At 71.7% G+C, this 24,451-nt stretch carries 25 protein-coding genes and 2 pseudogenes; 17 read left to right on the plus strand and 10 right to left on the minus strand.

Annotated features, from left to right (window positions below; genetic code table 11):
- Positions 1 to 20: 20 nt before the first annotated feature.
- A complete protein-coding gene (locus ACE7GA_RS25035) occupies positions 21 to 1,169 on the plus strand; it encodes an ABC transporter permease (protein WP_376093177.1) in 1,149 nt (382 codons plus the stop codon).
- Positions 1,159 to 2,880: an ABC transporter ATP-binding protein gene (locus ACE7GA_RS25040; protein WP_376093180.1), complete on the plus strand. Its 1,722-nt coding sequence runs from the start codon at positions 1,159 to 1,161 to the stop codon at positions 2,878 to 2,880. Before ACE7GA_RS25035 ends, ACE7GA_RS25040 begins: the two co-directional genes overlap by 11 nt.
- Before the next feature lie 23 nt (positions 2,881 to 2,903).
- Here ACE7GA_RS25040 and ACE7GA_RS25045 read toward each other — a convergent pair whose 3' ends face one another.
- On the minus strand, positions 2,904 to 4,136 hold the full coding sequence (locus ACE7GA_RS25045) for a calcium-binding protein (protein WP_376093183.1): 1,233 nt from the start codon (positions 4,134 to 4,136) through the stop codon (positions 2,904 to 2,906).
- A 249-nt stretch (positions 4,137 to 4,385) separates the two neighbouring features.
- Here ACE7GA_RS25045 and ACE7GA_RS25050 point away from each other — a divergent pair, with 249 nt between their 5' ends.
- Positions 4,386 to 4,562 (plus strand): hypothetical protein, encoded by a 177-nt coding sequence (locus tag ACE7GA_RS25050; RefSeq protein WP_376093186.1) that lies wholly within the window; start codon positions 4,386 to 4,388, stop codon positions 4,560 to 4,562.
- Between the two features lie 124 nt (positions 4,563 to 4,686).
- On the opposite strand, the gene ACE7GA_RS25055 is transcribed toward ACE7GA_RS25050, so the two are convergent.
- Complete coding sequence (locus ACE7GA_RS25055) at positions 4,687 to 5,526, minus strand: 3-keto-5-aminohexanoate cleavage protein (RefSeq protein WP_376093189.1); 840 nt, start codon at positions 5,524 to 5,526, stop codon at positions 4,687 to 4,689.
- Positions 5,527 to 5,633: 107 nt separating this feature from the next.
- Between ACE7GA_RS25055 and ACE7GA_RS25060 the strand changes: the two genes are divergently transcribed.
- Positions 5,634 to 6,971 carry a hypothetical protein gene (locus ACE7GA_RS25060; RefSeq protein ID WP_376093192.1) on the plus strand — a complete coding sequence of 446 codons (1,338 nt, stop codon included), beginning with the start codon at positions 5,634 to 5,636 and terminating at the stop codon, positions 6,969 to 6,971.
- 231 nt (positions 6,972 to 7,202) lie between these two features.
- Here the strand turns inward: ACE7GA_RS25060 and ACE7GA_RS25065 are convergent, their stop codons facing one another.
- Positions 7,203 to 7,400 carry a DUF1192 family protein gene (locus ACE7GA_RS25065; protein ID WP_376093195.1) on the minus strand — a complete coding sequence of 66 codons (198 nt, stop codon included), beginning with the start codon at positions 7,398 to 7,400 and terminating at the stop codon, positions 7,203 to 7,205.
- 122 nt (positions 7,401 to 7,522) lie between these two features.
- Between ACE7GA_RS25065 and ACE7GA_RS25070 the strand changes: the two genes are divergently transcribed.
- Complete coding sequence (locus tag ACE7GA_RS25070) at positions 7,523 to 8,077, plus strand: DUF1013 domain-containing protein (protein WP_376093198.1); 555 nt, start codon at positions 7,523 to 7,525, stop codon at positions 8,075 to 8,077.
- 107 nt (positions 8,078 to 8,184) lie between these two features.
- Here ACE7GA_RS25070 and ACE7GA_RS25075 read toward each other — a convergent pair whose 3' ends face one another.
- Complete coding sequence (locus ACE7GA_RS25075; protein ID WP_376093201.1) at positions 8,185 to 8,394, minus strand: YdcH family protein; 210 nt, start codon at positions 8,392 to 8,394, stop codon at positions 8,185 to 8,187.
- A gap of 202 nt (positions 8,395 to 8,596) precedes the next feature.
- Between ACE7GA_RS25075 and ACE7GA_RS25080 the strand changes: the two genes are divergently transcribed.
- From ACE7GA_RS25080 to ACE7GA_RS25105, 6 genes and pseudogenes are all read left to right on the plus strand, one after another.
- A complete protein-coding gene (locus ACE7GA_RS25080) occupies positions 8,597 to 8,797 on the plus strand; it encodes a YdcH family protein (RefSeq protein WP_376093204.1) in 201 nt (66 codons plus the stop codon).
- A 202-nt stretch (positions 8,798 to 8,999) separates the two neighbouring features.
- Positions 9,000 to 9,454: pseudogene (gene purE, locus ACE7GA_RS25085) on the plus strand (5-(carboxyamino)imidazole ribonucleotide mutase).
- A gap of 26 nt (positions 9,455 to 9,480) precedes the next feature.
- Positions 9,481 to 10,623, plus strand: a complete 1,143-nt coding sequence (locus tag ACE7GA_RS25090) for a 5-(carboxyamino)imidazole ribonucleotide synthase (protein WP_376100520.1) — start codon at positions 9,481 to 9,483, stop codon at positions 10,621 to 10,623.
- A gap of 186 nt (positions 10,624 to 10,809) precedes the next feature.
- The gene (locus ACE7GA_RS25095; protein ID WP_376093207.1) at positions 10,810 to 11,982 is read left to right on the plus strand and encodes an OmpA family protein; all 1,173 of its coding nucleotides are present in this window, start codon (positions 10,810 to 10,812) and stop codon (positions 11,980 to 11,982) included.
- A 233-nt stretch (positions 11,983 to 12,215) separates the two neighbouring features.
- A complete protein-coding gene (locus ACE7GA_RS25100; protein WP_376093210.1) occupies positions 12,216 to 13,418 on the plus strand; it encodes an OmpA family protein in 1,203 nt (400 codons plus the stop codon).
- Positions 13,419 to 13,641: 223 nt separating this feature from the next.
- Complete coding sequence (locus ACE7GA_RS25105; protein ID WP_376093213.1) at positions 13,642 to 14,031, plus strand: hypothetical protein; 390 nt, start codon at positions 13,642 to 13,644, stop codon at positions 14,029 to 14,031.
- Positions 14,032 to 14,207: 176 nt separating this feature from the next.
- On the opposite strand, the gene ACE7GA_RS25110 is transcribed toward ACE7GA_RS25105, so the two are convergent.
- The 3 genes from ACE7GA_RS25110 to def all read right to left on the minus strand — a co-directional run bounded on the left by ACE7GA_RS25110 (position 14,208) and on the right by def (position 16,159).
- Complete coding sequence (locus ACE7GA_RS25110) at positions 14,208 to 14,783, minus strand: hypothetical protein (RefSeq protein ID WP_376093216.1); 576 nt, start codon at positions 14,781 to 14,783, stop codon at positions 14,208 to 14,210.
- A gap of 231 nt (positions 14,784 to 15,014) precedes the next feature.
- Positions 15,015 to 15,581 carry a COQ9 family protein gene (locus ACE7GA_RS25115; RefSeq protein WP_376093219.1) on the minus strand — a complete coding sequence of 189 codons (567 nt, stop codon included), beginning with the start codon at positions 15,579 to 15,581 and terminating at the stop codon, positions 15,015 to 15,017.
- 41 nt (positions 15,582 to 15,622) lie between these two features.
- Positions 15,623 to 16,159: a peptide deformylase gene (def, locus tag ACE7GA_RS25120; RefSeq protein ID WP_376093222.1), complete on the minus strand. Its 537-nt coding sequence runs from the start codon at positions 16,157 to 16,159 to the stop codon at positions 15,623 to 15,625.
- A 196-nt stretch (positions 16,160 to 16,355) separates the two neighbouring features.
- Here def and rpsU point away from each other — a divergent pair, with 196 nt between their 5' ends.
- The 3 genes from rpsU to ACE7GA_RS25135 all read left to right on the plus strand — a co-directional run bounded on the left by rpsU (position 16,356) and on the right by ACE7GA_RS25135 (position 18,363).
- Entirely contained in the window at positions 16,356 to 16,559 is a 204-nt protein-coding gene (gene rpsU, locus ACE7GA_RS25125; RefSeq protein WP_043829268.1) for a 30S ribosomal protein S21, read from the plus strand.
- 180 nt (positions 16,560 to 16,739) lie between these two features.
- Positions 16,740 to 17,456, plus strand: a complete 717-nt coding sequence (locus ACE7GA_RS25130) for a DUF1223 domain-containing protein (RefSeq protein ID WP_376093225.1) — start codon at positions 16,740 to 16,742, stop codon at positions 17,454 to 17,456.
- 151 nt (positions 17,457 to 17,607) lie between these two features.
- Positions 17,608 to 18,363 carry a gamma-glutamylcyclotransferase gene (locus tag ACE7GA_RS25135; protein WP_376093228.1) on the plus strand — a complete coding sequence of 252 codons (756 nt, stop codon included), beginning with the start codon at positions 17,608 to 17,610 and terminating at the stop codon, positions 18,361 to 18,363.
- Between the two features lie 342 nt (positions 18,364 to 18,705).
- Here the strand turns inward: ACE7GA_RS25135 and ACE7GA_RS25140 are convergent, their stop codons facing one another.
- Genes ACE7GA_RS25140 through ACE7GA_RS25150 form a run of 3 tightly spaced genes read right to left on the minus strand, consistent with a single transcriptional unit; the run spans position 18,706 to position 21,675 of the window.
- Positions 18,706 to 20,115, minus strand: a complete 1,410-nt coding sequence (locus ACE7GA_RS25140; RefSeq protein WP_376093231.1) for an NAD(P)(+) transhydrogenase (Re/Si-specific) subunit beta — start codon at positions 20,113 to 20,115, stop codon at positions 18,706 to 18,708.
- 4 nt (positions 20,116 to 20,119) lie between these two features.
- The gene (locus ACE7GA_RS25145; protein ID WP_376093234.1) at positions 20,120 to 20,524 is read right to left on the minus strand and encodes an NAD(P) transhydrogenase subunit alpha; all 405 of its coding nucleotides are present in this window, start codon (positions 20,522 to 20,524) and stop codon (positions 20,120 to 20,122) included.
- A 2-nt stretch (positions 20,525 to 20,526) separates the two neighbouring features.
- On the minus strand, positions 20,527 to 21,675 hold the full coding sequence (locus tag ACE7GA_RS25150) for an NAD(P) transhydrogenase subunit alpha (protein ID WP_376093237.1): 1,149 nt from the start codon (positions 21,673 to 21,675) through the stop codon (positions 20,527 to 20,529).
- A 460-nt stretch (positions 21,676 to 22,135) separates the two neighbouring features.
- Between ACE7GA_RS25150 and ACE7GA_RS25155 the strand changes: the two are divergent.
- From ACE7GA_RS25155 to ACE7GA_RS25165, 3 genes and pseudogenes are all read left to right on the plus strand, one after another.
- Positions 22,136 to 22,908, plus strand: a pseudogene (locus tag ACE7GA_RS25155) (DUF3891 family protein).
- 131 nt (positions 22,909 to 23,039) lie between these two features.
- Positions 23,040 to 24,089, plus strand: a complete 1,050-nt coding sequence (locus ACE7GA_RS25160) for an alpha/beta hydrolase (RefSeq protein ID WP_376093240.1) — start codon at positions 23,040 to 23,042, stop codon at positions 24,087 to 24,089.
- A 64-nt stretch (positions 24,090 to 24,153) separates the two neighbouring features.
- Positions 24,154 to 24,450, plus strand: coding sequence for a DUF1330 domain-containing protein (locus ACE7GA_RS25165; RefSeq protein ID WP_376093243.1), 297 nt, complete (start codon positions 24,154 to 24,156; stop codon positions 24,448 to 24,450).
- The last annotated feature ends 1 nt before the right edge of the window (position 24,451 follow it).

Below are 24,451 nucleotides of genomic sequence, written 5' to 3' on the forward strand. Positions count from 1 at the left end.
CGCGGCCCAAGGAGTCGATGATGAGCGACGTCGCCCTCAACACCGCCCCAACCCCGCAGCCCGACCGTCCCGCGATCGCGCCGCCCGTCTCCCGCCACGACGTTGCGGGGCAGTGGACGCTGATCTGGTGGCGATTCCGCAAGCACAAGCTGGCCATGGTCGGGCTGGTCGTGACGGTCCTGATCTACGTCATGGCCGCCGCGCCCGGCTTCTTCGCAATCAACGACCCGGCGCAGCAGGCGGCGCGCCAGGTCTATCACCCGCCCCATCCCATCCACTTCTTCGACGACGGCGCATTCCGCCTGCATTTCAACCCCATGCGCCTGACGCGGGACCGGGTGACGCTGGAACCGCTTTTCACTCCGGACACCTCGCGCAAGATCCCCATCGCCTTTTTCGTGCGCGGGCCGGACTACGAGCTCTTCGGCCTGTTCCGGACGAACATCCACCTGATCGGATCGGGCGATCCGACCGTCACCTTCTACCCCCTTGGGGCCGACCGACTCGGGCGTTGCGTCTGGTCGCGGCTGGCCTTCGGGACGCAGATCTCGATGTCGATCGGCCTCGTCGGCGTTACCGCCTCGCTCATCATCGGCATCATCCTCGGCGGCATCTCCGGCTACTACGGCGGAAAGGTGGACTTCGCGATCCAGCGCGTCATCGAGTTCGTCCTGTCCCTGCCGACCATCCCGATCTGGCTCGCCATGGCCGCGGCCCTGCCGCAGTCCTGGCCGCCCGTCGCAACCTACTTCATGATTACGATCATCCTGTCCCTCATCGGTTGGGCACAGCTCGCCCGCGTCGTCCGCGGCCGCTTCCTGTCCCTGCGGACCGAGGACTTCGTCATGGCCGCGCGACTGGACGGAGCATCGGAGAAACGGATCATCTTCCGCCACATGCTGCCCTCCTTCACCTCGCACATCGTGGCCTCGATCACCCTCGCGATTCCCGCGATGATCCTGGCGGAAACCGCCCTTTCCTTCCTCGGCCTCGGGCTGCAACCGCCCGTCGTCTCCTGGGGCGTGCTCCTGCGGGAAGCGCAGAACATCCGCTCGATCGCTTCCGCGCCCTGGCTCTTCGCGCCGGGCGTCGCGGTGGTGATCTCGGTCCTCGCGCTCAACTTCCTCGGCGACGGCCTGCGCGACGCGAGCGATCCCTATGACCGCTGACCTCTTCCGCGCCGACGCGACGGTCCTGTCCATCCAGGATCTGCGCGTGGACTTCCCGCTGCGCCACGGCGTGCTGCACGCGGTGGACGGCGTCTCGATGGACCTGCGCCGCGGCCGCACCCTCTGCGTCGTCGGCGAGTCCGGATCCGGCAAGTCGGTCACGGCGCGATCGGTCCTCCAGATCGTGGACCGGCCGGGGCGCATCACCGGCGGCAAGATCATCTTCAACCGGCCGGATGGGACGGTCGCCGACCTCGCTGCGCTGCATCCCCGCAGCCGCGCCATCCGCCGCATCCGGGGCCGGGAGATCGCGATGATCTTCCAGGAACCGATGTCCTCCCTCTCCCCCGTCCACACGATCGGGGACCAGATCACCGAGGTCCTCCGCCTCCACCTCGGCATGACCAAGCGGCAGGCGCGCACCCGCGCCGTGGACCTGCTCCGCGCCGTCGAGATCGCGCGCCCCGAGACCGCCGTGGACCGCTACGCGTTCGAGTTCTCGGGCGGCATGCGCCAGCGCGCGATGATCGCGATGGCGCTCGCCTGCGACCCCACCATCCTCATTGCCGACGAGCCGACGACGGCCCTGGACGTCACGACCCAGGCGGAGATCCTGGACCTGATCAAGCGCCTCCAGGTCGAGCGCGGCATGGCCGTCATGTTCATCACCCACGACATGGGCGTGGTTGCGGAAGTCGCGGACGAGGTCGTGGTGATGAACCGTGGCGCGGTGGTCGAGCGCGGAACGGTGGACCGTATCTTCACCGCCCCGACCGAGCCTTACACGCGCCACCTCATCGGCAACGTGCTGAAGCTGGAACAGCCCAGCGCCATCCGCGCCGCGCGCCCGCCCATGCGCTTCGACGTGCCGCCGGTGCTGGAGGTGCGCGACGTCGCCGTCCACTTCTCGAGCCGCAAGCGCATGTTCGGCCCGCCCCCGCCGGTGGTGAAGGCGGTGGACGGGGTGCGGCTGATCCTGGTGCCCGGCCGCACCCTCGGCGTGGTCGGGGAGTCCGGATCGGGCAAGACCACGCTCGGGCGCTCGATCCTCCGCATGGTGGACCCGACCAGCGGCCAGGTCCTCTACCGTCGCCCGGACGGCTCCACCGTGGACCTCGCGACCGCCGACCGCCCCACGCTGCGCCAGGCGCGCCGGGAGGTCCGCATGATTTTCCAGGACCCCTTCGCAAGCCTGAACCCGCGCATGACGGTGAACCAGATCGTGGGCGAGCCGCTTCTGGTGAACGGGCTGGCCTCCGGCGCCGCGCTGCGGGACCGCGTCGCGGCCTTGCTGGACCGCGTCGGCCTCGATCGCTCCTGGGGCGAGCGTTTCCCCCACGCCTTCTCCGGCGGCCAGCGCCAGCGCATCGGCATCGCCCGGGCGCTGGCCCTCGATCCCCGCATCATCATCGCGGACGAGCCGACGAGCGCCCTCGACGTCTCGCTCCGCGCCCAGATGCTCGACCTGCTGCTGACGCTCCAGGACGAGTTGCAGCTCGCCTTCCTCTTCATCAGCCACGACATCTCGGTCATCCGCTACATGTGCGACGAGGTCGCCGTGATGTATCGCGGACAGGTGGTGGAGACCGGACCGACCGAGCAGGTCTGCGACCACCCCAACCACGCCTATACCCGCGCGCTGCTCTCGGCGGTGCCGCGCCCCGATCCCGGGGCGAAGCGCCTGCACCTGCGGGAACGCTACGTGGCCTGACGGGCCACGCGGCGCCGCCGCGATCAGCCGAAGAAGAAGTCGGCTGAGGAGAGGGACGTGACACCGACGAGGGTTGCGATCAGCACGGCGTCGCCCGCGGCATACCCGTCCGCATCGTAGGACAGCCGCCCCGTATCCGTGTCGAACAGAAGCGTCCCGGTCGGCGCGTTGGGGAGGGGATCGGCGTTGGGGATCACCGCCGTCAGCCCGAGGAAGAACAACTGGATCCGGTCCTCGCCCGGTGTGAAGCCGGTGATCCGGTCGCCGGCCTCGGAGAGCGTGACGAACTGCACGACGTCCATCGCGCCGTCCGCTTCCAGCACGATGCGGTCTGCCCCCGTGCCGCCGTATAGGATGTCGGCGCCTGTCCCGCCGAACAGACGATCGTCGCCCTCGTTGCCGATGAGCAGGTCGTTCCCGTCCCCGCCGGTCAGGATGTCCGCGCCGTCCGGCGCGTCCGGCCCCGCGGCGCCACCGACGAGGATGTCGTCGCCCGCACCGCCGTCGAGCCGGTCGGCGCCGGCATTGCCAACGAGCAGATCCTGCCCGTCGCCGCCGCCCAGCGTATCCGCGCCCGTGCCGCCGACGAGGGTATCCTTGCCGTCGCCGCCGCTCAGCCGGTCGTCACCGACGTCGCCGAATACGTTGTCGTCGCCAGAACCGCCGGCGAGCAGGTCGTTCCCGGCCCCGCCATCCATCTGGTCGCCATCGGCACCGCCCCGGATCGTGTCGTTTCCGTTGCCCCCCGACAGGAAGTCCACCCCCGCGCCACCCAGGAGGTCGTCGGCCCCGTCGCCGCCGTACAGGCCGTCGCGGCCCGCGCCGCCCGTCAGCACGTCGTCGCCGGCACCGCCGTACAGGGTGTCGCCCGAGCCGCTGCCGTCCAACGAATCCGCCCCGACCCCACCGAGCATCAGGTCCTGCCCCGCCCAGCCCGTCCGGGCCACGCCGGCGCTGGCGCCAGGATCGAGGTAGATCCGCGCCTCGTTGGTCACCGTCCCGCCCGGCGGGTCCGTCAGCAGCGCGGCGAAGCTCGCCAGGCCCGCGATCGGTCCGTCGGTGAGCGTGTAGGTGTGCTCCTGGACGAAGGCGAAGCCCGGCTGCGGCGCGGTGACGATGGCGGAAGTGCCGTCCCCCCAATCCAGCGCGGCGAGGACCCGGGCCTGCAAGGGCCCGGTGACGATCAGCCATTGCGCGCTGACCTCGAAGCCACCGGTGACGGCTCTCACCTCAAGGCCGACGACTCCTGCGGACATGCGTAGGGCTCCGTTCCCGGGCCCGGCGATGGGGTATCCACGCCTCGCCCCAGCTTACGCCCAGGATGCCGCGGCGGATGCCGGACGGGAACTCGGCCGAAGCCTATCGCGGCCATCAGTCGGGCACTGGGCAACACGCACCGCCTCGCCCGGTGCCCGACTGATGGCCGCGATAGGCTTCGGCCGCTCGACACCCTCCTCGGCCCGGATGGCCGCGGCCCGGCCGGCAACCTCGTTGCCCCCTGCGCCATGCAGCTCGTGAAGGCCGCCGGCGTGACCTTCGTCGCCTCCATGATCGAGCGCGTCATCGAGCCGAGCGCCCGCGGCGACCTTACGCGCGCCGAGGCGATCCGCGCGGGATTGGCGCCCGTCGTCGGAGAGGACCTGCGGGGAATCGTCGCCTGCTCGCGCTGCTGCGGAACCTGAAGGACCGGGACGCCCGCGCGCCTGACGCATCACGCGGGGGCCCTCACGCCCGGACGACCGTCGACCCCCGTTCCCCCCCGTCCGGAGCAGCAGGCCCCGGCGGTTTGCGCAGCATGGGTCGGGCCTATGCTGCAAGCCCCAGCATGGCCCGCGCCTCCGCCGGCGTCGCGGGCCGGCGGCCCGCGGCGTGGATCGCCTCAACCGCCATGCGCACGAGTTCCGCGTTGCCCGATGCCAGGCGGTCCTTGCCGACGCGGACATTGTCCTCCAGCCCCGTGCGTACGCCGTCCGCGCCGCGCGCCAGCACCCAGCCCATCACCCGCGCCTGCTCCCGCCCGATGCCGGCCGCCGTCCACGTCGCGCGCGGCAGGACGTGGCGCAGCTCCGTCAGCAGCACGTCCAGAAGCCGCTCCTCCGCCGGCATCGCGTTCTTCACGCCCATCACGAACTGCACGTGCGGCCGGTCGTCCATCAGCCCCGCCTCGACCAGCCGCCGCGCGCCGTGCAGGTGCGACAGGTCGAAGACCTCGATCTCCGGCCGTACGCCGAAAGCCCGCATCCTCGTCGCGAGGTCGGTCACGAGCGAGGCCGGGTTCTCGTAGACGATCGTCGGGAAGTTCACGGACCCCGTGGACAGCGACGCCATGTCGGGCCGCAGCTCCAGCGCGTTGCCACGCGCCGCCGGATCGCGCCCCCGCCCGCCCGTCGAGAACTGCACGATCATGCCGGGGCAATGCTTCCGCAGCCCCTCCTGCACCCGTGCGAACAGCGCGGGATCGGAAGACGGGCTCTCGTCCGGGTCCCGGACGTGGATGTGCACGAGCGACGCCCCGGCCTCGAAGGCCTCCTGCGTGCTCTCCACCTGCTCCTCCGGCGTGACGGGAAGCGCGGGGTTGTCCTTCTTCCGGGGAACCGACCCCGTGATGGCGACGGCGACGGCGACGACGCAGGGCTGGGCGGACATGGGAGCTCCTTCGGACGGCGCGGGAGGAGTTACCGCGGGGCTCCCGTCCCCTGGGAGGCGGCTCGCGCTTCGTCGCAGCCCCACCACGTGGCATAAGGCTCGGCGACATGATCGGAAGCGTCACCGTGGGCACAGCGCTGCGGGCCCGCCTGCTCTGGCTCTGGCCCCTCCTCCTGCTGCCGATGTTCTACCAACTGCCCTACTACAAGCGCGACCTCGGGCCGGTTTACCTGCTCTCGAAGGTCTGGCCGATCGTCGTCCTGCCGCTGGTGCTCTACGGGATGCTGGCGCTCCGCCTGCCGCGGGCAGCGCTCTACACCGGGTTCCTGGCCTACGCCCTCCTCGTCACCCCCGCGCTCTCCCTCGTCTATCTCCCGAACGACGTCCTGGATGCGGTCATCTCCACCGTCCGGGCCTGGCCGATGGTCTTCTACTTCGCCGTCCCCGCCGCCCTCGTCCTGCTGCGTCCCTCCGAAGTCTCGTTCCGCCGCGCGCTCCTCGGCCTGGGCATGGCAACCTTTCCGGCCATGTGGCTCCTCTGGGTCACGGTGCCGCTCGCCTGGTACGACGCCGTGGGATCCCTGTTCAGCTGGGACGAGGGGCGCGACTACTTCATCCGCATGCCCATGTCGCTCGGCTACGTGGCGGTCTTCTACCTCGGGCGCCGCTTCGCGATGGAACGCAGGCTCTGGCAGCCCGCCCTCATCCTCGCGGCGATCGTATCCTTGGCCCTGATCTTCAAGGCGCGCTTCCCCACCTCGGTCACCGTCCTGATCCTGCTGCTCGCTCCCTTCTTCGCGCTGCCAGGCCGCTGGCGACTCGCCCTCGCCGCCCTCGCGGCCCTGCCGGCCGGCGCCGCCGCCATGATCTACGGGCCCGGAGTCCCCGACATGCTCGGCCGGATCTTCGATGCCTCCCTCTTCATCCGGATCAGGTCCTTCGGCATCGCCTTCGACTGGATGTTCCAGCATCCTCTGCGCCTGATCTTCGGCACCGGCTCGATCAGCACCGAAAGCGCGGTCACCATGGCCGACGTCGTGGGCTACGCCGATTTCTGGCTCACCGACATCGGCTGGGTCGGCGTGCTGATGGAATACGGCGTCGTCGGTACCGCCTTCGTCGCGATGATCTACTTCCGGGCGTGGTCGGACCTTCGCGCCCTCGCGGGTGCCGATCCCTTCCGCCGCGCGCTCCTCGACTTCGTGCTGCTGGAGATCCTCGTCTCCGGCATCTACTCCGTCATGTTCGCGCCGGGGCCGGTGGTCACCTGCGCCGCCATCGCCTGGTGGCTGGCCGCGCGCGACCGGGCCGGCATACGTGCGGACGAATCCGTCAGCCTGCCGTCCCACTCGGACGCTGCACCGGCGACGGCGCCGTCCTGGGCCGAAGGCCAGGTCACCCTTCCCGCAGGGCCGCCGCCCTATGCCGCCGCGCGCACCGCCTGACCGCGCCCGCCGGGCCGCGGCTCGTCCGGCGGGGCCGGCCCTGGCTTGATCCCGGCCGATCGTCGTCCGCATCGACGCCCTGAGGGCCACTGCCCAGGCGAAGGTCCACCGCTTCGAGACGATCGGCCGAAGACTTATTCCCGGCCGGCCGCATCTGCATCGACGGCTCTGGGCCGCTGTACGGAAAACCGGTTCACCGCTCCGAGCGACTCCGCTCCAGGCGGACCTGCCCTAACCCTCCGGCAGCCGGAAGAAGGCGTCCGCCGCCTGGCGCGAACTGCCGCGCGCCTCGATCGCCGCCTCCGCCCGGGCGATCTCCGCCCGCAGCTCGGCCACGTATTCCTGCAGCGCGGCCACCGACATGACCGCCACGTCCGCGGGGCGGAACCCCGTCTGCGCCCGGGGGCGGTCGTCCTCGTCGCCGATCATGACGGTTCCTCCATGCGGGGTGGTCCGCTGGACCCCGGTTACACCCCTCTCTATATCCGGGGCGACGCCGCGGGGGGCCAGACCTGACCGCCGCCCTCCCCGGGCCCAAGGATTATCCAGCGATGCCGACCCCGCTCATGCCGAAGGCCACCGCCGTGTGGCTGATCGAGAAGACCTCCCTGTCCTTCGACCAGATCGCCGAGTTCGTGGCGATGCACCCGCTCGAGATCCAGGCCATCGCCGACGGCGAGGTGGCGCAGGGCATCGTTGGCTACGACCCCGTCCAGAACGGCCAGTTGACGCGGGAGGAGATCGCCCGTTGCGAGGCCGACCCGAACGCGCGCCTCCAGATCGTCCAGTCCTCCCTTCCCCAGCCGAAGCAGCGGAGCAAGGGCGCGCGCTACACGCCCGTGGCCAAGCGCAACGATCGGCCGGATGGGATCGCTTGGCTGCTGCGGCACTACCCGCAGCTGACGGACGCGCAGATCGGCAAGTTGCTCGGGACGACGAAGGACACGATTGCGAAGGTCCGGGACAAGTCCCACTGGAACTCCGCCAACATCAAGCCGCGTGACCCCGTGACGCTCGGCCTGACCACCCAGTCCGAGCTGAATGCGCTGATCACCTCGATCGGGGCCGAGCCCGTGACGCCGGTGCCGGAGCACGACGCCGCCTGAACCCCGGCCGGCCTGATCCGGGGTCACGCCCGGACCACGGGCCGGAAGGGCGGCCGCCAGGCGGCGCCGGCCGGATTGGGGGCCGAGGCCCCCTCCGCGTGGGCGGATCAGGCTCCCGGGCGGTGCTCGCCCGGCCGGTGCTCTATCGCGCGATGAGGCGGTCGGAGGCGTTCCATTTCCTCCTTGAGTCGCAGCTTCTCCCGCTTCAGGCGGCCGAGCGCCAAGCTGTCCGGCAGGGGCCGCTGGGCTTCCATCCCGATCCTCGCCTCGAGGGCGGAGTGACGGTCCTTCAGCGATTGCAGCCGGGGCTGGATCATGCGTCTGGTCCTCAGTTCAAGGAACGGAACCGGCGGCCGGATGGCGGCCGGACGGGAACGGCTGTCGCCACGCCCGGGGATATGATAGGCGCGGCTCCCGTTCGGGCGCGACGGTTTTCACGGGCTTGTCACGTGACCGCCCAGCGCCCGACAGAATGCCCGGGGCATGGCGCCGGGCCCCTTCCTCCGGCCCCGGGGACCCATGCTGGAAGACCGCGACAGCCTCCTCCGACGCCTGCACGAGTTGCGCAGCGAGCACCGTGACCTCGACACGGTCATCGCCCGTCTGACGGATGACCGCCACGACGCGCTGCAGCTGCAGCGGCTCAAGAAGCGCAAGCTCAAGCTGAAGGACGAAATCCTTTGGCTCGAGAGCCGCCTCGTCCCGGACATCATCGCTTGAGCCCTCCCGGAGGGCGACAGCGCCTGGGCGCTCCGGGGGACGAGCATCGCCTGGATGGTCCTAGGAAGTGCGGTCGCCCGGCCGCTGGGGCCACCCGACGCCGCCGCGGCGCACGGGAGGGCCGCCTCGCGTGACCACGCCCCCGACCCCCTCCCCGCTGGCCCCCTCCCCGCTGCCCCCCTCCCCGCTCGTCGGAATCATCATGGGCAGCCGCTCCGACTGGGAAACGATGCGCCACGCGTCGGAGGTCCTGGCGCGGCTCGAGGTTCCGCATGAATGCCGCGTCGTCTCGGCGCACCGCACCCCCGCCGGATGGTGGACTACGCCGAAGCGGCCGCCGGCCGAGGCCTGAAGGTGATCATCGCCGGCGCGGGCGGCGCCGCACACCTGCCTGGCATGACCGCCAGCCTGACCCGCCTGCCCGTGCTCGGCGTCCCCGTCGAGAGCCACGCACTGAAGGGCATGGATTCGCTCCTCTCCATCGCGCAGATGCCGGCCGGCATCCCCGTCGGCACGCTGGCCATCGGGCGGGCGGGGGCCGTGAATGCGGGCCTGCTCGCCGCCGCGATCCTCGCGACCTCCGACGCTGCCCTGGCCGCGCGCCTTGACGCCTTCCGCGCGGAGCAGTCCGCCGCCGTGCCGGACGAGCCGGCGTGACGACGGCCGGCGTGACGACGGCCGGCGTGACGGCGGCTGGCGCGACGACCGCCGGCGCGCTTCCCCCGGGTTCCACCATCGGCATCCTGGGCGGCGGGCAACTGGGGCGTATGACGGCCCTCGCGGCGGCCCGGCTCGGCTATCGATGCCATGTCTTCTCGCCGGAGGCCGATGGGCCCGGCGCCCAGGTCGCCGCGGCCTCGACCGTCGCGGACTACGAGGACGGGGAGGCTCTCGGCCGCTTCGCCCGCGCCGTGGACGTCGTTACCTTCGAGTTCGAGAACGTGCCCGCGGCCGCGTTGGAGGTGCTTGGGCCCCTCGTCCCCTGCCGTCCGGGAACGCGCGCACTTTCGGTCTGTCAGGACCGGGTCGAGGAGAAGCGGTTCCTCGCCTCGGCCGGCGTTCCCGTGGCGCCCTGGGCGGCGCTGCGGGACGAGTCGGACCTGCCCGCGGCGCTCGCCGCGGTCGGCCTGCCGGCGGTCCTGAAGACGACCCGCCTGGGCTATGACGGGCGCGGCCAGGCAGTGGTCCGGACGGAGGAGGACGCACGGGCCGCCCTCGCCCGGCTGCGACCGCTTCCGCTTATCGCCGAAGCCTTCGTCCCCTTCGCGGCGGAGGTCTCCGCCATCGCCGCCCGGGCCGTGGACGGGACCGTGCTGACCTACGACGCCGTCGAGAACCGGCACCGCCACCACATCCTCGACCTCTCCTTCGCCCCCGCGCGCGTCCCGGCGACGGTCGCCGGCGCCGCGCGCTTGCACGCGGCCCGCGTCGCGGCGGGGCTGGACCTCGTCGGCGTCGTCGCGGTCGAGTTCTTCCTGCTGCCGGACGGCACCCTCCTCGGTAACGAGATCGCGCCGCGGCCGCACAATTCCGGCCACTGGACGATGGACGCCTGCTCCGTTGGCCAGTTCGAACAGCACGCGCGGGCCGTCGCCGGCCTGCCGCTCGGAGCGACGGACCGCCACGCCGACGCGGTGATGCGGAATCTCGTCGGGCCGGACGGGATGGCGCGCTGGCCGGCGCTCGTCGCCGCGGCCGGCGTCGCCCCGCACCTCTATGGCAAGGCGGAGGCCCGGCCGGGCCGCAAGATGGGGCACGCGACGCGCCTGCTCCCGCTCGGAAGCCTCGAAGGGACAGCGGAGCCGACCCTTCTCGCGGGTCTGTGACCGATTTGCCCAGGGGGGCTGTGGCCCGTCTGCCACAGCGGTCCGAAACACCTCCTGACCTCGCGCTGACGCGGTGCAAGCGGCGGGGGTGAGTGATAAGTCTCTGCTCACGCCGCGCCGGAATCGAGGGAGTTCCTCCATCCCACGCAGCGCGTTCCCCTGGTGGATCGAGGGAGACTTTTGATCATGAGCCTCAAGAAGGCGCTTCTGGCGGCGACGATGATGTCGCTGCCGCTCGCCGCCCAGGCGCAGCCGGTGACCGGCCTGTACATCGCGGGCGGCGCTGGCTTCAACTGGCTGCAGTCGAGCAAGGACCAGGTCGACGGCACTGCCGGCGCGGCCCTGGTGACGACGGGTGGCGTCCGTGCGAACGGCGTCAAGACCGAGTGGGACATGGGTTGGGCCGGCGTCCTCTCGATCGGTTACGGCTTCGGCAACGGCGTCCGCGCCGAGATCGAGGGCAACTACCGTGAGAATGACCTGGACAGCCTCCGGTTCAGCAACGGCACGCCCCGCTTCCAGGGTGGCCGCGCGCGTTCCTACGGCGTGATGGGCAACGCGTTCTACGACTTCAACATCCCCGGCTTCTTCCTGCCGGTGCAGCCCTATGTCGGCGTCGGCGCCGGCTATGTCTGGCACGAGTATGACAGCGTTCGCGGCAACAACTTCGCCGGCGCGCCGATCCTGCTCGGCACGAACGGCGCGGGTCAGCGCCTGACGATCAGCGACACCGACGGCCGCTTCGCCTATCAGGGCATCGCGGGCGTGGCGTTCAACCTGGCCCCCGGCCTGGCGCTGACCGCCGAGTACCGCTTCCTCGGCACGCTCTCGCCGCGCCTGAACGCGCGCGTGACCGGCCAGGCCGCGGGTTCCGGTACGACGATCTCCTCGGGCTTCGGCACGGGCACCGGCCGCGTCGAGGTGGACAACTACAACCACTCCGTCCTGGTCGGCCTTCGCTACGCGTTCAACGCGCCGCGCCCGGCGCCGGTCGCGGCCCCGGCCGGGCCCGCGGTGTCGCCGGCGGTTGCCCGCACCTACCTCGTCTTCTTCGACTGGGATCGGGCCGACCTGACGGACCGCGCGCGCCAGATCGTGGCGGAAGCCGCGAACGCCTCGCGCACGGCCAACGTGACGCGCATCGAAGTGGCCGGCCATGCCGACCGCTCGGGTACGCCGCAGTACAACCAGCGCCTGTCGCAGCGCCGCGCCGAGGTGGTCGCCGCCGAGCTCGCCCGCAACGGCGTCGCGCGGCAGAACATCGTCGTGCAGGCCTTCGGCGAGAGCCGCCCGCTCGTCCCGACCGCGGACGGCGTGCGCGAGCCGCAGAACCGCCGCGTCGAGATCGTCCTGCGCTAAGCCGGACGTCCCTCGCGGGGCAGACGGATGGGGGCGGCCCGGGCAACCGGGCCGCCCCTTTCCTTTTCCGTCGCGGCAGTCTTCGACGCTTCAGTCCCCGTCGTTGCGGGCGTGTCGTGTTTTCGACGCCACATCGGCCCGGGAGCGTCGTCCCATGGGCCGCGACGTTGCATCCACGGCAAGAAACCCTCGTTCACGCCCGGTCCGCACCCCTGACCGTTCCGGGGCGCCCGATGAGGGATTTCACCACGATGTCGTTCCGCCGCTTTCTCCTTGCTGCCAGCGCCCTCGCTCTCGCCGCACCCGCCGCGCAAGCCCAGGGCCTGTTCCGCAGCCCGGATCCGGCGGGCGTGCCGCCGGTGAGCGGCCTGTACATCGCGGGTGGTGCCGGCTGGAACCACCAGAACGAGCGCAGCCTCGGTGCCTATGGCAACGGCGTGCTCGGCAACCGCAGCTACTTCCAGAACACGGTCCGGACCACGCCCGGCGGCGTCGTCAACTTCGATGAGGGCCTCGTCGGCGTCGCCTCGATCGGCTGGGGCTTCGGCAACGGTATCCGCGCGGAGGTTGAGGGCAACTTCCGCTACAACGACGTGGACCGCATCGGCGGCTTCGGCGGCGGCCCGGTTACCCGCACCTTCCGCGACAACGGCGGGCGCACGCGCCAGTACGGCGTGATGGGCAATGCCTTCTACGACTTCCGCATCCCCGGCGCGAACGTCGTGCCCTATATCGGCGGCGGTGTCGGCTATCTCTGGACCGAGTTCGACGGGGTTGCGGGCACGCGGAACACCGCGACCGGCAATCGGATCGTGATCAACGACACGGATGGTCGCCTCGCCTACCAGGGCATCGCCGGCGCCGCGATCCCCGTCGGCTTCGCCCCCGGCCTCGCCCTGACGCTCGAGTACCGTTACCTAGGCACCCTCGAGCAGAAGTTCGACGGCGAGGTCCGCAGCCCGACCGGCGCCCTCGTCTCCCGCGGCTACTTCAAGGCGGGCAATTCGGGTAACCACTCGATCATGATCGGCGCGCGCTACGCCTTCAACCAGCCGCGGGCGGCCGTCCCGGCGCCGGCGCCCCTCCCCGCGGCGGCACCTTCGCCGGCCCGCACCTACCTCGTCTTCTTCGACTGGGACCGCGCCGACCTGACGGACCGCGCACGCCAGATCGTGGCCGAGGCAGCGCAGAACGTGCGGCGGACCCAGACCACGCGGATCGAGGTCGCAGGCCACGCCGACCGCTCGGGCACGCCGCAGTACAACCAGCGCCTGTCCCAGCGCCGCGCCGAGGCAGTCGCGGCCGAGCTGACCCGGAACGGCGTCGCCCGCAACGAGATCAGCATCCAGGCCTTCGGCGAGAGCCGCCCCCTCGTCCCGACCGCGGACGGCGTGCGGGAGCCGCAGAACCGCCGAGTCGAAATCGTCCTGCGCTGACACCCCGCGTCCGGGGCCGCGCTGCGGCCCCGGACCAAACAGCGGACTGCCGCGCGGCCGGGCAGGCTGCATCAGCAAGGGGCAAGAACAGTGGCAGGAATGTGACTCGGCCCGCGAGAAGGCTCACGAAGCCGTGTGATCCTGCTTGGCAGGCCGCTCACGGACCCGGCATCCTTCGGAGGGGCGGCCACAGGGGGCCGCGTCAGCCCGGTGGGTCCTGCCCTTGCGTGCCATCCTCCTCGCCTGCTGCGTCCTCGGCATCGCCCTCCCGGCGGAGGCCGAGCCGCGCGAGCATACCGTCGCGGGCCGCCTCGCCGTTCTCATCGCGCTCCGCGACGCCCGGCTCGCCTGCGCCGACCAGACCGACGACGCCTGGCGTCGCTGCGTCGAGCGCGAATCGGCCGATGTCCTCGTCGCCGCCGAACGCACGGCGGAGACTCCGCTCTACGCTGGGCCGAACGAGGTGCGGGAGGCGCAGGGCCTGACACTCGGCGCGATGCAGGCCGCCTTCGCCGATTGCCGCGCGAGGGGCATCCAGCGCGGATCCGTGCGGTGGGAGTTCTGCAACATCGAGCGGGGGATCGTCCGGCTCGGGGAAGCGCTGCGCCAGTAGCCCGGCCCCGGCGCCGCTGCATTCCGTCCTACGCCAACGGAACGCGCTTCATCCGCTCCGCCCCCGTCGGCTCCATGCGTCGGCGCTTCACGCCACGCAGACGAAAACGCCCCGGACCTCGCGGTCCAGGGCGTGATATCGCAGCGGGCACCGCAGGCCGCGGGCCCGGTGCGGCGTCAGCGCGTCGCGGCTTCCGCGGTGCGGACGGTTCCGGAATCCGCGCTGCGGTTGCGGCCCCGGGCAGAATTGCCGGACGGCGTCGCAGCCGCGGGCGTCGTGCATTCCGCACGGCCATGCGGATTGGCGAGGTTATTGTTCTGCGCGACCGTGGCGAGCGCGCCCATCTCCTGCGGTGCCGCGAGCGCCTGCTGGAAGAGCGACGCCGCGTTCCGGCAGAACAGCGAGCCCTGGCGCGTGCCGTCCTGGTTGTTGATGTTCGCGAGCGTCGTCACGTGCTGATCCAGCGCGCGCTCCCCACGGTTCCCCGCGCCGGCCGTGCGGCGGTAGTGGCCCTGCATGGTGCGGAAGGCCTGCTCCAGCTGCGGCTTGTAGCGGTCGAGGAACTGCCGGTAGTTCGCGGCGTAGATGTTGTCGGCCGGCGCGCAGGTCAGCGCGGCGACCATGAGCTGCGACTGGAGAGCGCGGACCTGGAAGGCCGTCTGCTCGGCCGGCTGGACGCAGGCCTGCTGCGCGAAGGCAGGCGTGGCGAGGGCCGCGGCGGCGAGCCCGGCAATGAGAAGACGCTTCGACATGGTCCGATCCCCAGGGTGGTGATGGGACGCCCCCCGCGTCCCGCAGGGCGTCCCTTAGCGCGTCACGCCGCCCGATGCACGCGGGTTTCGGTCACCGATTCCTTTCGTTGCGACAGCGTCTTGCGGGGCGTTGCGCATCCACCATCGGAGGGCAGGGCGGCCAGGGCGCGTCCCGCCCGGTGGTGCTCGGCGCTGGGCATGGGGCCGGGGCGCATCGGGCCGCGAGACACCTCAGGCGACGCGGCGGCGCTGCAACCCGGCGAGGCCGGCGAGGCGGCGATCGAGGAAGGCGAGCGCCTCCTCCGTGTCCCGCCCGGCGATCCAAAAGGCCAGGGTCGCGCCATAGACCACACCGAGCGAGGCGCGTCGCGTGTACCAGGAGAAGTCGGCGGAGCTGTCCCCCGCGGCCGCCCACATCGCATCTGCCGTCCGCGCCAGGGTGCGGGCCGCGATGCCGGCATTCCAGGGTAGTGCCAGGAGAGTGAGGGCACGCCGCAGTGCGTCCCGGTGCGGCTCCGCCTGATCCAGGCGGATGGCGACGAGGCGGCGGATGCGCCCCGGGATCCGAAGTCCGGACAGGTCACCCGCAGCCTCCGCCATGTCGCGGTCGCCGAGGTCCACCCAGGCCTCGGCCGCCGAGAGCGGGCCGCGCGGGAAAAGCCAGAGATGGGCCATCGGGTCCTCCCCGATGTCACGCAGCCCGGCCGCCAGCGCGGCCTCCGTCCAGCCCAGGACCGGGACATGCGGAAGGGCGGCACGAATTGCCGCGTCGCGTTCGGGGGAGCGTTCGATGGTCATTGCTCCAGACCTGGGTGTCGCATCGCGTTCCGGGAGGGCCGTCATCGCCCCGGCGCCGGCCGGGGATCGCCCGGCATGCGCTGGGTCGCCGGATCGTGCCGCGCCAGTTCCTCGTTGAAGCCGAGGCGGGAGAGGTCGGGCATCCGCATGGGATAGAGGATGCCGTCCAAATGGTCGGTCTCGTGCTGGATGACGCGGGCGGCCAAGCCCTCGGCGTCGCCGCGGATCGGACGCCCCTCCACGTCCTGGGCGGTCCAGGCGATCCGCTTGAACCGGGGTACCTCCCCGCGGAGTCCGGGAATGGAAAGGCAGCCCTCCCAGCCCGGCTCCGTCTCCTCCGACAGGGCGGAGTATTCAGGGTTGAAGAAGGCGATCACCGCGTTCTCGTGCCGCATGACGAACAGGCGAAGCGGGATGTGGACCTGCGGCGCGGCCAGGCCGAGCCCGTTCGCGTCCAGCATCGTCTCCGCCATGTCCGCGGCGAGCCGCCGCATCTCCGGCGCCGCCGGGTCGGGGATGGGATCGGCGCGCCGCAGCAGCACGGGGTGGCCGAGGCGGCTGATCTTCAGAATGGCCATGGCACGGGTTGTGCCTGGAATGCGAGGCGCGTGAAACCGGGGGGCGGCAGGCGATGTTCTGCCCGCTGCTCCACCGGCCCGGCATCTTGTCGCTTCCGTTCGGCGGAAGGGGCGTGCTAGACGCCAGGGCTTGCCTCGGTGGACTCGTCCGCCGGGGTCATCCGTGCAACCGCAATCCGAAGGAGGATGGCACCGCGTGCAGGTCGTCGTTCGTGACAACAACATTGATCAGGCGCTCAAGGCCCTGAAGAAGAAGCTTCAGCGTGAAGGCGTGTTCCGCGAGATGAAGCTCCGCCGGCACTTCGAGAAGCCGTCCGAGCGCCGTGCGCGTGAGGCCGCCGAGGCAGTGCGCCGCGCCCGCAAGGTTGAGCGCAAGCGCCTGGAGCGCGAGGGCTTCTGAGAGACGCGCCGCCGCGGCCCGACGGGCCCGCCGGCGGCGATCCGACCCGGAAAGGTTCGAGCCGCGGCGCGGGGTGAAGGCCCTGCGGTTCGCGGCTCCTGCTTTTCGGGGCGCGGAACCTTCCGGCTAACCATCCGCGCGCCTCCGGCGAAACCCCTTGCATCGTCAGAGGAGGCGGGCATGCGGCGCCGCTCGGTCCTGGCCGTGTCCCCGGCCTTGCTGTCCGTCAAGGCCCGGGCTTCCGGCGCGGTCTCGCCGGCCCCGGCGCGGCGCATCGTCGTCGAGCTCTTCACCTCGCAGGGCTGCTCCTCCTGCCCGCCTGCCGACGCCTTTCTGCTCGACTTGGCGGCGACGCGGCCGGAGGTCCTGCCGCTGTCCTTCCACGTGACCTATTGGAATCGCCTGGGCTGGCGCGATCCCTTCTCCCTCGAGGAAGCGACGGAGCGGCAGCGGCGCTACGCCCCGCTGCTCCGCGGCTCACGCTATGCCGGTACTGTCTTCACGCCTCAGGCCGTGGTGCAGGGGCGGCAGGATGCGGTGGGCTCGGACCGCGCCGCCCTGCTGGCTGCGATCCGTGCGGCCTCCGAGGTGCCGCCGGGCCCCTCCGTCCGACTCGAACGACACGACGACATGGCCACGGTGCGGCTGGGCCAGGGCGCCGGCGCGGGGGACGTCCTGCTCATCGGCTACGACGCGCGCCACGTCACCGAGGTCGGGCGCGGTGAGAATGCGGGCCGGCGGTTGACCCACGTCAACGTCGTGCGCGGTCTGCGGCGCGCCGGCGCGTGGCGGGGCGAGGAGGTGGTGCTGGACGCGCCGTCCCCACCCGGGGAGCGCCTTGCGGTGATCCTGCAGGCGGGGGACGGGACGATCCTGAACGCTGCCGTCGCGGGCTAGGCTCGCCCCGGACCCGGTACGGCCGCACCGGCCAGGTCGCACCGGCACCCAGGGCGGCGCTTCACCGTTCCGTTCGGTTGTCATCCGGGGCGGGCGGGGAACGAAGCGCGACGGCGCGCGTTGGCCCGCGGAGGGGAGCCGTGGAGCCATCATGCAGAGCCTGACCCACGACCTGATCGCGCGGGCCTCGTTGCCTCCGGCGACCCCTGTCCCCGGACTGGCCGGCGTCGGTAGCCCCGATGAGGCGCACCTCAAGGCGGAGCTGCAGGTCTTCCTGCACGGCTATCCGGAGGGGCGGGGTCTGTGGCTCTTCGCCTACGGGACGCTCATGGCGAAGCCAGAGGCGGCATCGCCGGACATCGTGGCCGGGGCAAAGGTGGCGGGCCACGTGCGAGCCTATTCGCTCTACGACGTGTCGGATCGCGGCACACGGGAAGCGCCGGGGCTGACGCCGGCCGTGGAAAAGGGACCGGAAGGCGCCGTGTCCTCCTGCGCCGGGGTCCTGCTGCACCTGCCGGCCGAGGGACTGCGGGACCGCCTATGGCCGGCCTGGAAGCGGGAGATGGCGCCGGGCTTCTACGAGCCGGGCTGGGTGGACAGCATCATGCTGCCGAGCGGGGCGCCGGTCCGCGCCGCGACGTTCCTGCCCAAGCGGGGCCACCCCCTCTACGCCGGGCGCCTGCCCGTCGGGACGGTTGCCGACCGGCTGGCCCGGGCGCGGGGGCCGAACGGGACGGCGGCCGCGTATCTTCTGGACGCCTCGGCGGCGCTGCGGGCCAGGGGCCTGCGAGATGCGGGCCTGGAGATGCTGGAGGCAGAGGTGGCGCGGCGCCTTGCCGTGGAGAGGCCTGGCCGTGACGGAGCAGCGGCCAGTCGCCCGCGCGTTCGGGTTTCACCGGGCAGGTAGCGCGACGGTGCTCCTCCGGGGCGGGACCGCCGGCTCTTGGCGGAGGTCGGGGCCGTCGTCCTGACCTCCATCGTGTCGGTGTGGTGCTGGCGACCACAGAGAGGGTTCTTCGCTCCCTCCGGATTTCTCCCACCAGCGGCGACCGCGCCCGTGAACCGCGATCCGTACTGGACGTCCCGGTTGAGCCTCCCCGATTTCGGGGGTCTCAACCGGGGACGTTGAACAGAAGGCGGGGTCCGGGGGGTGCGTTCACCCCCCGGCGGAGGGCCGCGGAGGCAAAGGCTCCCGGAGCCACGCGCAGAACACGAACAGGATCGCAAGCCGGACCGGCGCAGGCCGGCGTCAGGCCTGGAGAGCCTGCACGATCTGCTGCGTGACCTTCTTCGCGTCCCCGAAGAGCATCATCGTATTGTCGCGGAAGAACAACTCGTTCTCCACACCCGCATAGCCCGCGGCCATGCCGCGCTTGACGAAGAAGACGGTCTTCGCGCGCTCCACGTCGAGGATCGGCATGCCGTAGATCGCGGAGGACTTGTCGGTCTTCGCGGCGGGGTTGGTGACGTCGTTCGCGCCGATGACGTAAGCGACGTCGGCTTCCGCGAATTCCGGGTTGATCTCCTCCAGCTCGTGCACGTCGTCGTACGGGACGTTGGCCTCGGCCAGCAGGACGTTCATGTGGCCGGGCATGCGGCCCGCGACGGGGTGGATGGCGTATTCGACGGTCGCGCCTTCCTTCTTGAGGAGGTCCGCCATTTCCCGCACCACTTGCTGCGCCTGGGCCACTGCCATGCCGTAGCCCGGCACGATAATGACCTTCGACGCGTTCTTCATGATGTAGGCCGCGTCCTCCGGCGATCCCGACTTCACGGGCCGCGCCGGCTGGGCGGCACCGCCCGGGCCTGCGGCCGCCGCGGCCTCACCCCCGAAGCCGCCGAGCAGCACGTTGATGATGCTGCGGTTCATGCCCTTGCACATGATGTAGGACAGGATCGCGCCGGAGGCACCGACAAGCGCGCCGGTCACGATCAGCAGCAGGTTGCCGATCGTGAAGCCGATGCCCGCCGCCGCCCAGCCGGAATAGGAATTGAGCATCGAGACGACGACCGGCATGTCCGCCCCGCCGATCGGGATGATCAGAAGGAAGCCCAGCGCGAAGGCCAGGATCGCGATCATCCAGAACAGGACGGGGCTGCCGCTGGAGACGAAGGCGACGACCAGGACCAGAAGCAGCACCCCGAGCACCGCGTTCAGCAGGTGCTGGCGCGGGAAGGTGATCGGCGCGCCGGACATGCGCCCGTCCAGCTTCGCGAAGGCGATCACGGAGCCCGAGAAGGTGATGGCACCGATCGCAAGGCCCAGCGACATCTCGATGAGCGAGTGCGCGTGGATGTGCCCGGGCGTGCCGATCCCGAAGGACTGCGGCGAGTAGAGCGCCGCCGCCGCCACGAAGACCGCCGCCATGCCGACGAGCGAGTGGAAGGCCGCGACGAGCTGCGGCAGCTGCGTCATCTGGATCCGGTTGGCGATGTAGGCCCCTGCCCCGCCGCCGATCGCGAGGCCCGCGATGATGAGCGCGATGCCCGACCCCTTCATTCCGGGCTGGGCGAGGGTCGCGAGGATCGCGATCCCCATGCCCACCATGCCCAGCATGTTGCCGCGCCGCGACGTGGTGGGGTGCGACAGCCCGCGCAGGGCGAGGATGAAGAGGACGGAGGCGACGAGGTAGGCGAGGGTCGAGATCGTGTGCGACACCGGTTCAGCCCTTGCCCTTGAACATCGCGAGCATGCGTCGCGTCACGAGGAAGCCGCCGAAGATGTTCACCGCGGCGAGGATGACGGCGAGGAACCCGAAGACCCGCGCCAGCGTGGAGTCCGCCAACCCGACGACGAGCATCGCGCCGACCACGATCACGGAGGAGATGGCGTTGGTGACGCCCATCAGCGGGGAGTGCAGCGCCGGCGTCACCGACCAGACGACGTGGTACCCGACAAAGCAGGCGAGCAGGAAGATCGTGAGCAGCAGCAGGTAGGGGTTCGCGGCGGCTGCGGCGGAGTCGATCGCCGGCGCAGCGGCGATCGCCGCGGCGCGGGCCTGGTCGGCGAGGGAGAGCGCCTGGTTGGCGGTCTCCGTCGCACGGTTGGCGAGGTCGGTGGCGTTCATCGTCAGGCGGCCAGGTTCGAAGAGGAAGGGGAGGTGGCGGGGGCGAAGTTCGGGTGGACCACGGCGCCGCCGCGGGTCAGCAGCACGCCGCGGACGATGTCGTCCTCGGCCGGCAGCTTCGGCGCCGCCGCGTCCTTGTCCCAGAAGGTGGTCAGGAAGGTCAGAAGGTTCTTGGCGTAGAGGCCGGAAGCCGCGCCGGGGATGCGGCCCGGCCAATTGCGGTGGCCCAGGATCTTCACGCCGTTGGGGGACGTGAAGACCTCGCCCGGCTTCGTCAGCGCACAGTTGCCGCCGGCATCGGACGCGATGTCCACGATCACGGAACCGGGCTTCATGGACAGCACCATCGCCTCGGTCACGAGCGTCGGCGCCTTGCGGCCCTGCACCAGCGCCGTGCAGATCACGATGTCCATCTTCGTGATGGCGCCGGCAATGACCTCGGCCTGCTTGGCGTAGAACTCGGGTGAAAGGGCTTTCGCGTAGCCGCCCGCGGTCTGGGCCTGGCGCGACTCCTCGTCCTCGTAGCCGACGAAGGCGGCGCCGAGGGACTTGATCTCCTCCTTCGCCGCGGGACGCACGTCGGTCGCCGAGACCCGGCCGCCGAGGCGCCGCGCCGTGGCGATGGCCTGCAACCCCGCGACGCCCGCGCCCATGACAAGCACGTTCGCGGCGGGGATGGTGCCGGCCGCCGTCATCAGCATGGGGAAGGCGCGGTCGAAGGCCGTCGAGGCCTCGATCACCGCGCGGTAACCCGCAAGGTTCGCTTGGGAGGACAGGACGTCCATGGACTGCGCACGGGTGATCCGCGGCAGAAGCTCCATCGAAACAGCATCGACGCCCGCCGCGGCGTAGGCGGCCGCCGCGGCCGCGTCGGCGCCGAGGGTCCCGATGAGCAACGCGCCCCGGGGCAGCGGCACGTCCGGCGGGCGGACGGCGAGGATGACGGACGCGCCGTTGACGGCGGACGCGGCGTCCGGCGCGATCTCCGCCCCAGCGTCCCGGAAGGCGGCATCGGGAATTCCGGCCTGTTGGCCCGCCTCGGCCTCGACGGCGACGGCTAGGCCGAGCGCCGCGTAGCGCTTCACCGTCTCGGGGGTCGCGGCGACGCGGGTTTCGGCCGCGGCGCGTTCCTTCAATACTGCCAGACGCATTGCGTTCCTCCGGGCGACGCACCGCCGCACTGCCGTCCCCGGCCCGACCGTCGCGGCGTCGCCGGATCGGCGCAACGGGTCAGGGGCGCCGGACGGAAGGCGGCCGCCGTTGCGGCATCGTCGCGGCGCAACATGCGGGAGGGGTGCGCGTCGCGCAAGGCGCGCCCACCACGCCCACCTTGTGCCGAACAGCGGGTCCGAGCCCAGGCCAAGCGCGATCGCGGGTGCCTGTGCCCCTGTCAGAACTCCGACCAGCGGTCCGCGCCACTGCCCGCCTGGGCCGCACGGAGCGGAACGACATCGGCGCTTCCCGGGCCGGGTCGGGCCGCGCACCGATCCGAGCTCCGGCCGGTCCGCGACGGCCGGTTCCTCCACGACGGCCGGCAGCGTCGCGCGGCATGGCACCCGTTCGGAGCCCTGCGCCCTGGATCACCGGCGCGGGCGCTCCTAGGCTGCGGCCATGCTCTTCCGCGACGACGGCGACGGCACCCTCTTCATCCCCCAGCCGGCGCATGCCTCGCTCTCCGGCCAGATCGCCGCGGCCTGGGGGCCCCGGGCTTCTGGCGGCCCGATCCCGCACCCGCCGTGATCCTGGCCGCCTGGCAGCACGACGTGGCCTGGATGCCGTGGGAGGCCGAGCCGACGCTCGACGCGGCAACCGGACGGCCGCACGAGTTCCGCCAAGTCGGCGCGCATGTCCACGCGCCGATGTGGGCACGGGGTGTCGAACTGGCACGAGCCTCCTGGGGCCTCTGGCCCGCGCTGCTGATCTCGCGGCACGGGTCGCTGATTTATACCCGCTTCGCCGACCGCCACCGCCCGGGGTCGGAGGATGCCCTCGCCGCTTCGCGCTACGTCGCGGAACAGGGACGCTTGCAGGCGGGCTGGGCGGCGGCGCTGGCGGCTTCCGCGGCGCAGGTCGAAGGCAACGGCGCGCTGCTGGCCGCGGCGGACGCCCTGTCGCTGGCGCTGTGCTTCGGCAGCGGGACGGCGCTCGGCCCCGACGCGGGGGAGGCGCCCCTGGCGCAGGGCGGTACCGTGCCGCTGACGCTAATCGGCGCGCCGGGTTCGTGGCGGCTGGATCCCTGGCCCTTCCGCGACTCGGAGGTCACCCTGGCCTGCGAGGCCGCCCGCCTGCCGCGGGGCGCGCGCTGGACAGATGCGGCCGCGATGCGGCGCGACCTCGCCGCAGCACCACGGGTCATGCTGGTCGAGGTCCTGCGGCCCGTGTGACGGGCCGCTCGGCCGGCAACACGGCGCCCGGGCGAAGCACTCAACCGGCGGCCCGCCGGCCGAAAAGGCTTTCATGGCGCAGGCCGGCGCAGGCTAGGCTACCGCCCACGTCCATCGGCCGGGGCCGGACCGTGCACACGACCGTCTATTTCGCCACCAACCGCCGCGTCACGGGCAACGGGCTCGATCCCAGCGACTACGCGGGCGAGGCCGGCCCGACGACCGGCCCCGCCGGCCTGACCTTCGGCATGGCGATGGTGGAGGGCACCGACATCCCGAACCTCGCGGCGGGCCACATCCTCGCTCTCGACAAGGTGGGGCGCGGGTCCTTCACCAGCGCCGTGGGCGACGACATCGCGGGCGGGCGCAACCTCCTCGTCTTCATCCACGGCTTCGCCAACAGCTTCACCGACAGCGTCACGCGCGCCGCCTTCAACCGGGAGTTCCTCGCGGCGAGCGGCGAGGCGGCCGCGGACTGCACGGTCCTATGCCTGAGCTGGCCGTCGGGCGGCGCGGTCGTGCGGGAGAAGGACGTGCTCGGCGGCATCCTCCTGCTGCCGGTGACGCTTGCGGGGATTCTGGCCGGCGCGCTGGCATCGCCGCTGACGAATGGCTACGTCGCGGACAAGGCGGCCGCCGACGCGTCGGGACCGGATGCCGTCCGGATCCTGTCGGGGCTGCGGCCGATCGCCGACGAGGTGCGCGCGGCGGGCGGGCGCGTGTTCCTGCTCGTCCACAGCATGGGTCACCGGGTCCTGCGCGCGGCGGTGTCGGGCCTGGTCGGCGGCCCTCCCCTCTTCGACGAGGTCTTCCTCGCCGCGGCCGATACGGAACACGCCGAGGACGGCGCGGGGCCGCCCTTCCTTCGTAACCTGAGGGCCCTGGCCTCGCGCGTCACCCAGTACGCGTCCACCGCCGACGACATCCTCCGCCTGAGCCAGGTCGTGAACCGCCAGCAGCGGCTGGGCCGCGACGGCCCCATCGACCGGACCGACGCCACGGCCTACCCGCCGCCGCAATACCGTCTGGTGGATTGCAGCGCCGTCCGGGACGACGGTCCGGGACAGGGCATCGACACGAGCCACCAGTACTACCGCCGCGTGCCGGCGGTCCGGGACGACATCGCGCGGGCCATGGCCGGAGGCGGCCGGGGCGGCCGGTCCGTGCTTCCGGGGACGTGATAGGGTCGCGCGCGGGAATGATGGCCGGCGCAATTGGGCGAGGCCGACCCGCAGGAGAGATGCCTTGGCCGCCTACCTCATCGCGAACGTCACGGTCACCGACATGGACCGGTACCAGCAATACCGGGCCGGCGTCGGACCGGTGGTCGAGCGGTTCGGCGGCCGCTTCCTCGTCCGTGCCGGGACGATCCACCCGGTCGAGGACGACCTCGGCTTCGATCGCTGCGTGGTGCTGGAGTTTCCGTCGCTCGACGCGCTGCGCACCTTCTACGACAGCCCGGACTACGCGCCACTCCTCGCCCTGCGGCTGGAGAGCACGCGGTCCCGGGTGATGTTCGTCGAAGGCGTCGCGCCGGCGTAGC

The sequence above is a fragment of the Roseomonas sp. CCTCC AB2023176 genome, assembly GCF_042259275.1.
Classification (GTDB): Bacteria; Pseudomonadota; Alphaproteobacteria; order Acetobacterales; family Acetobacteraceae; genus Roseomonas.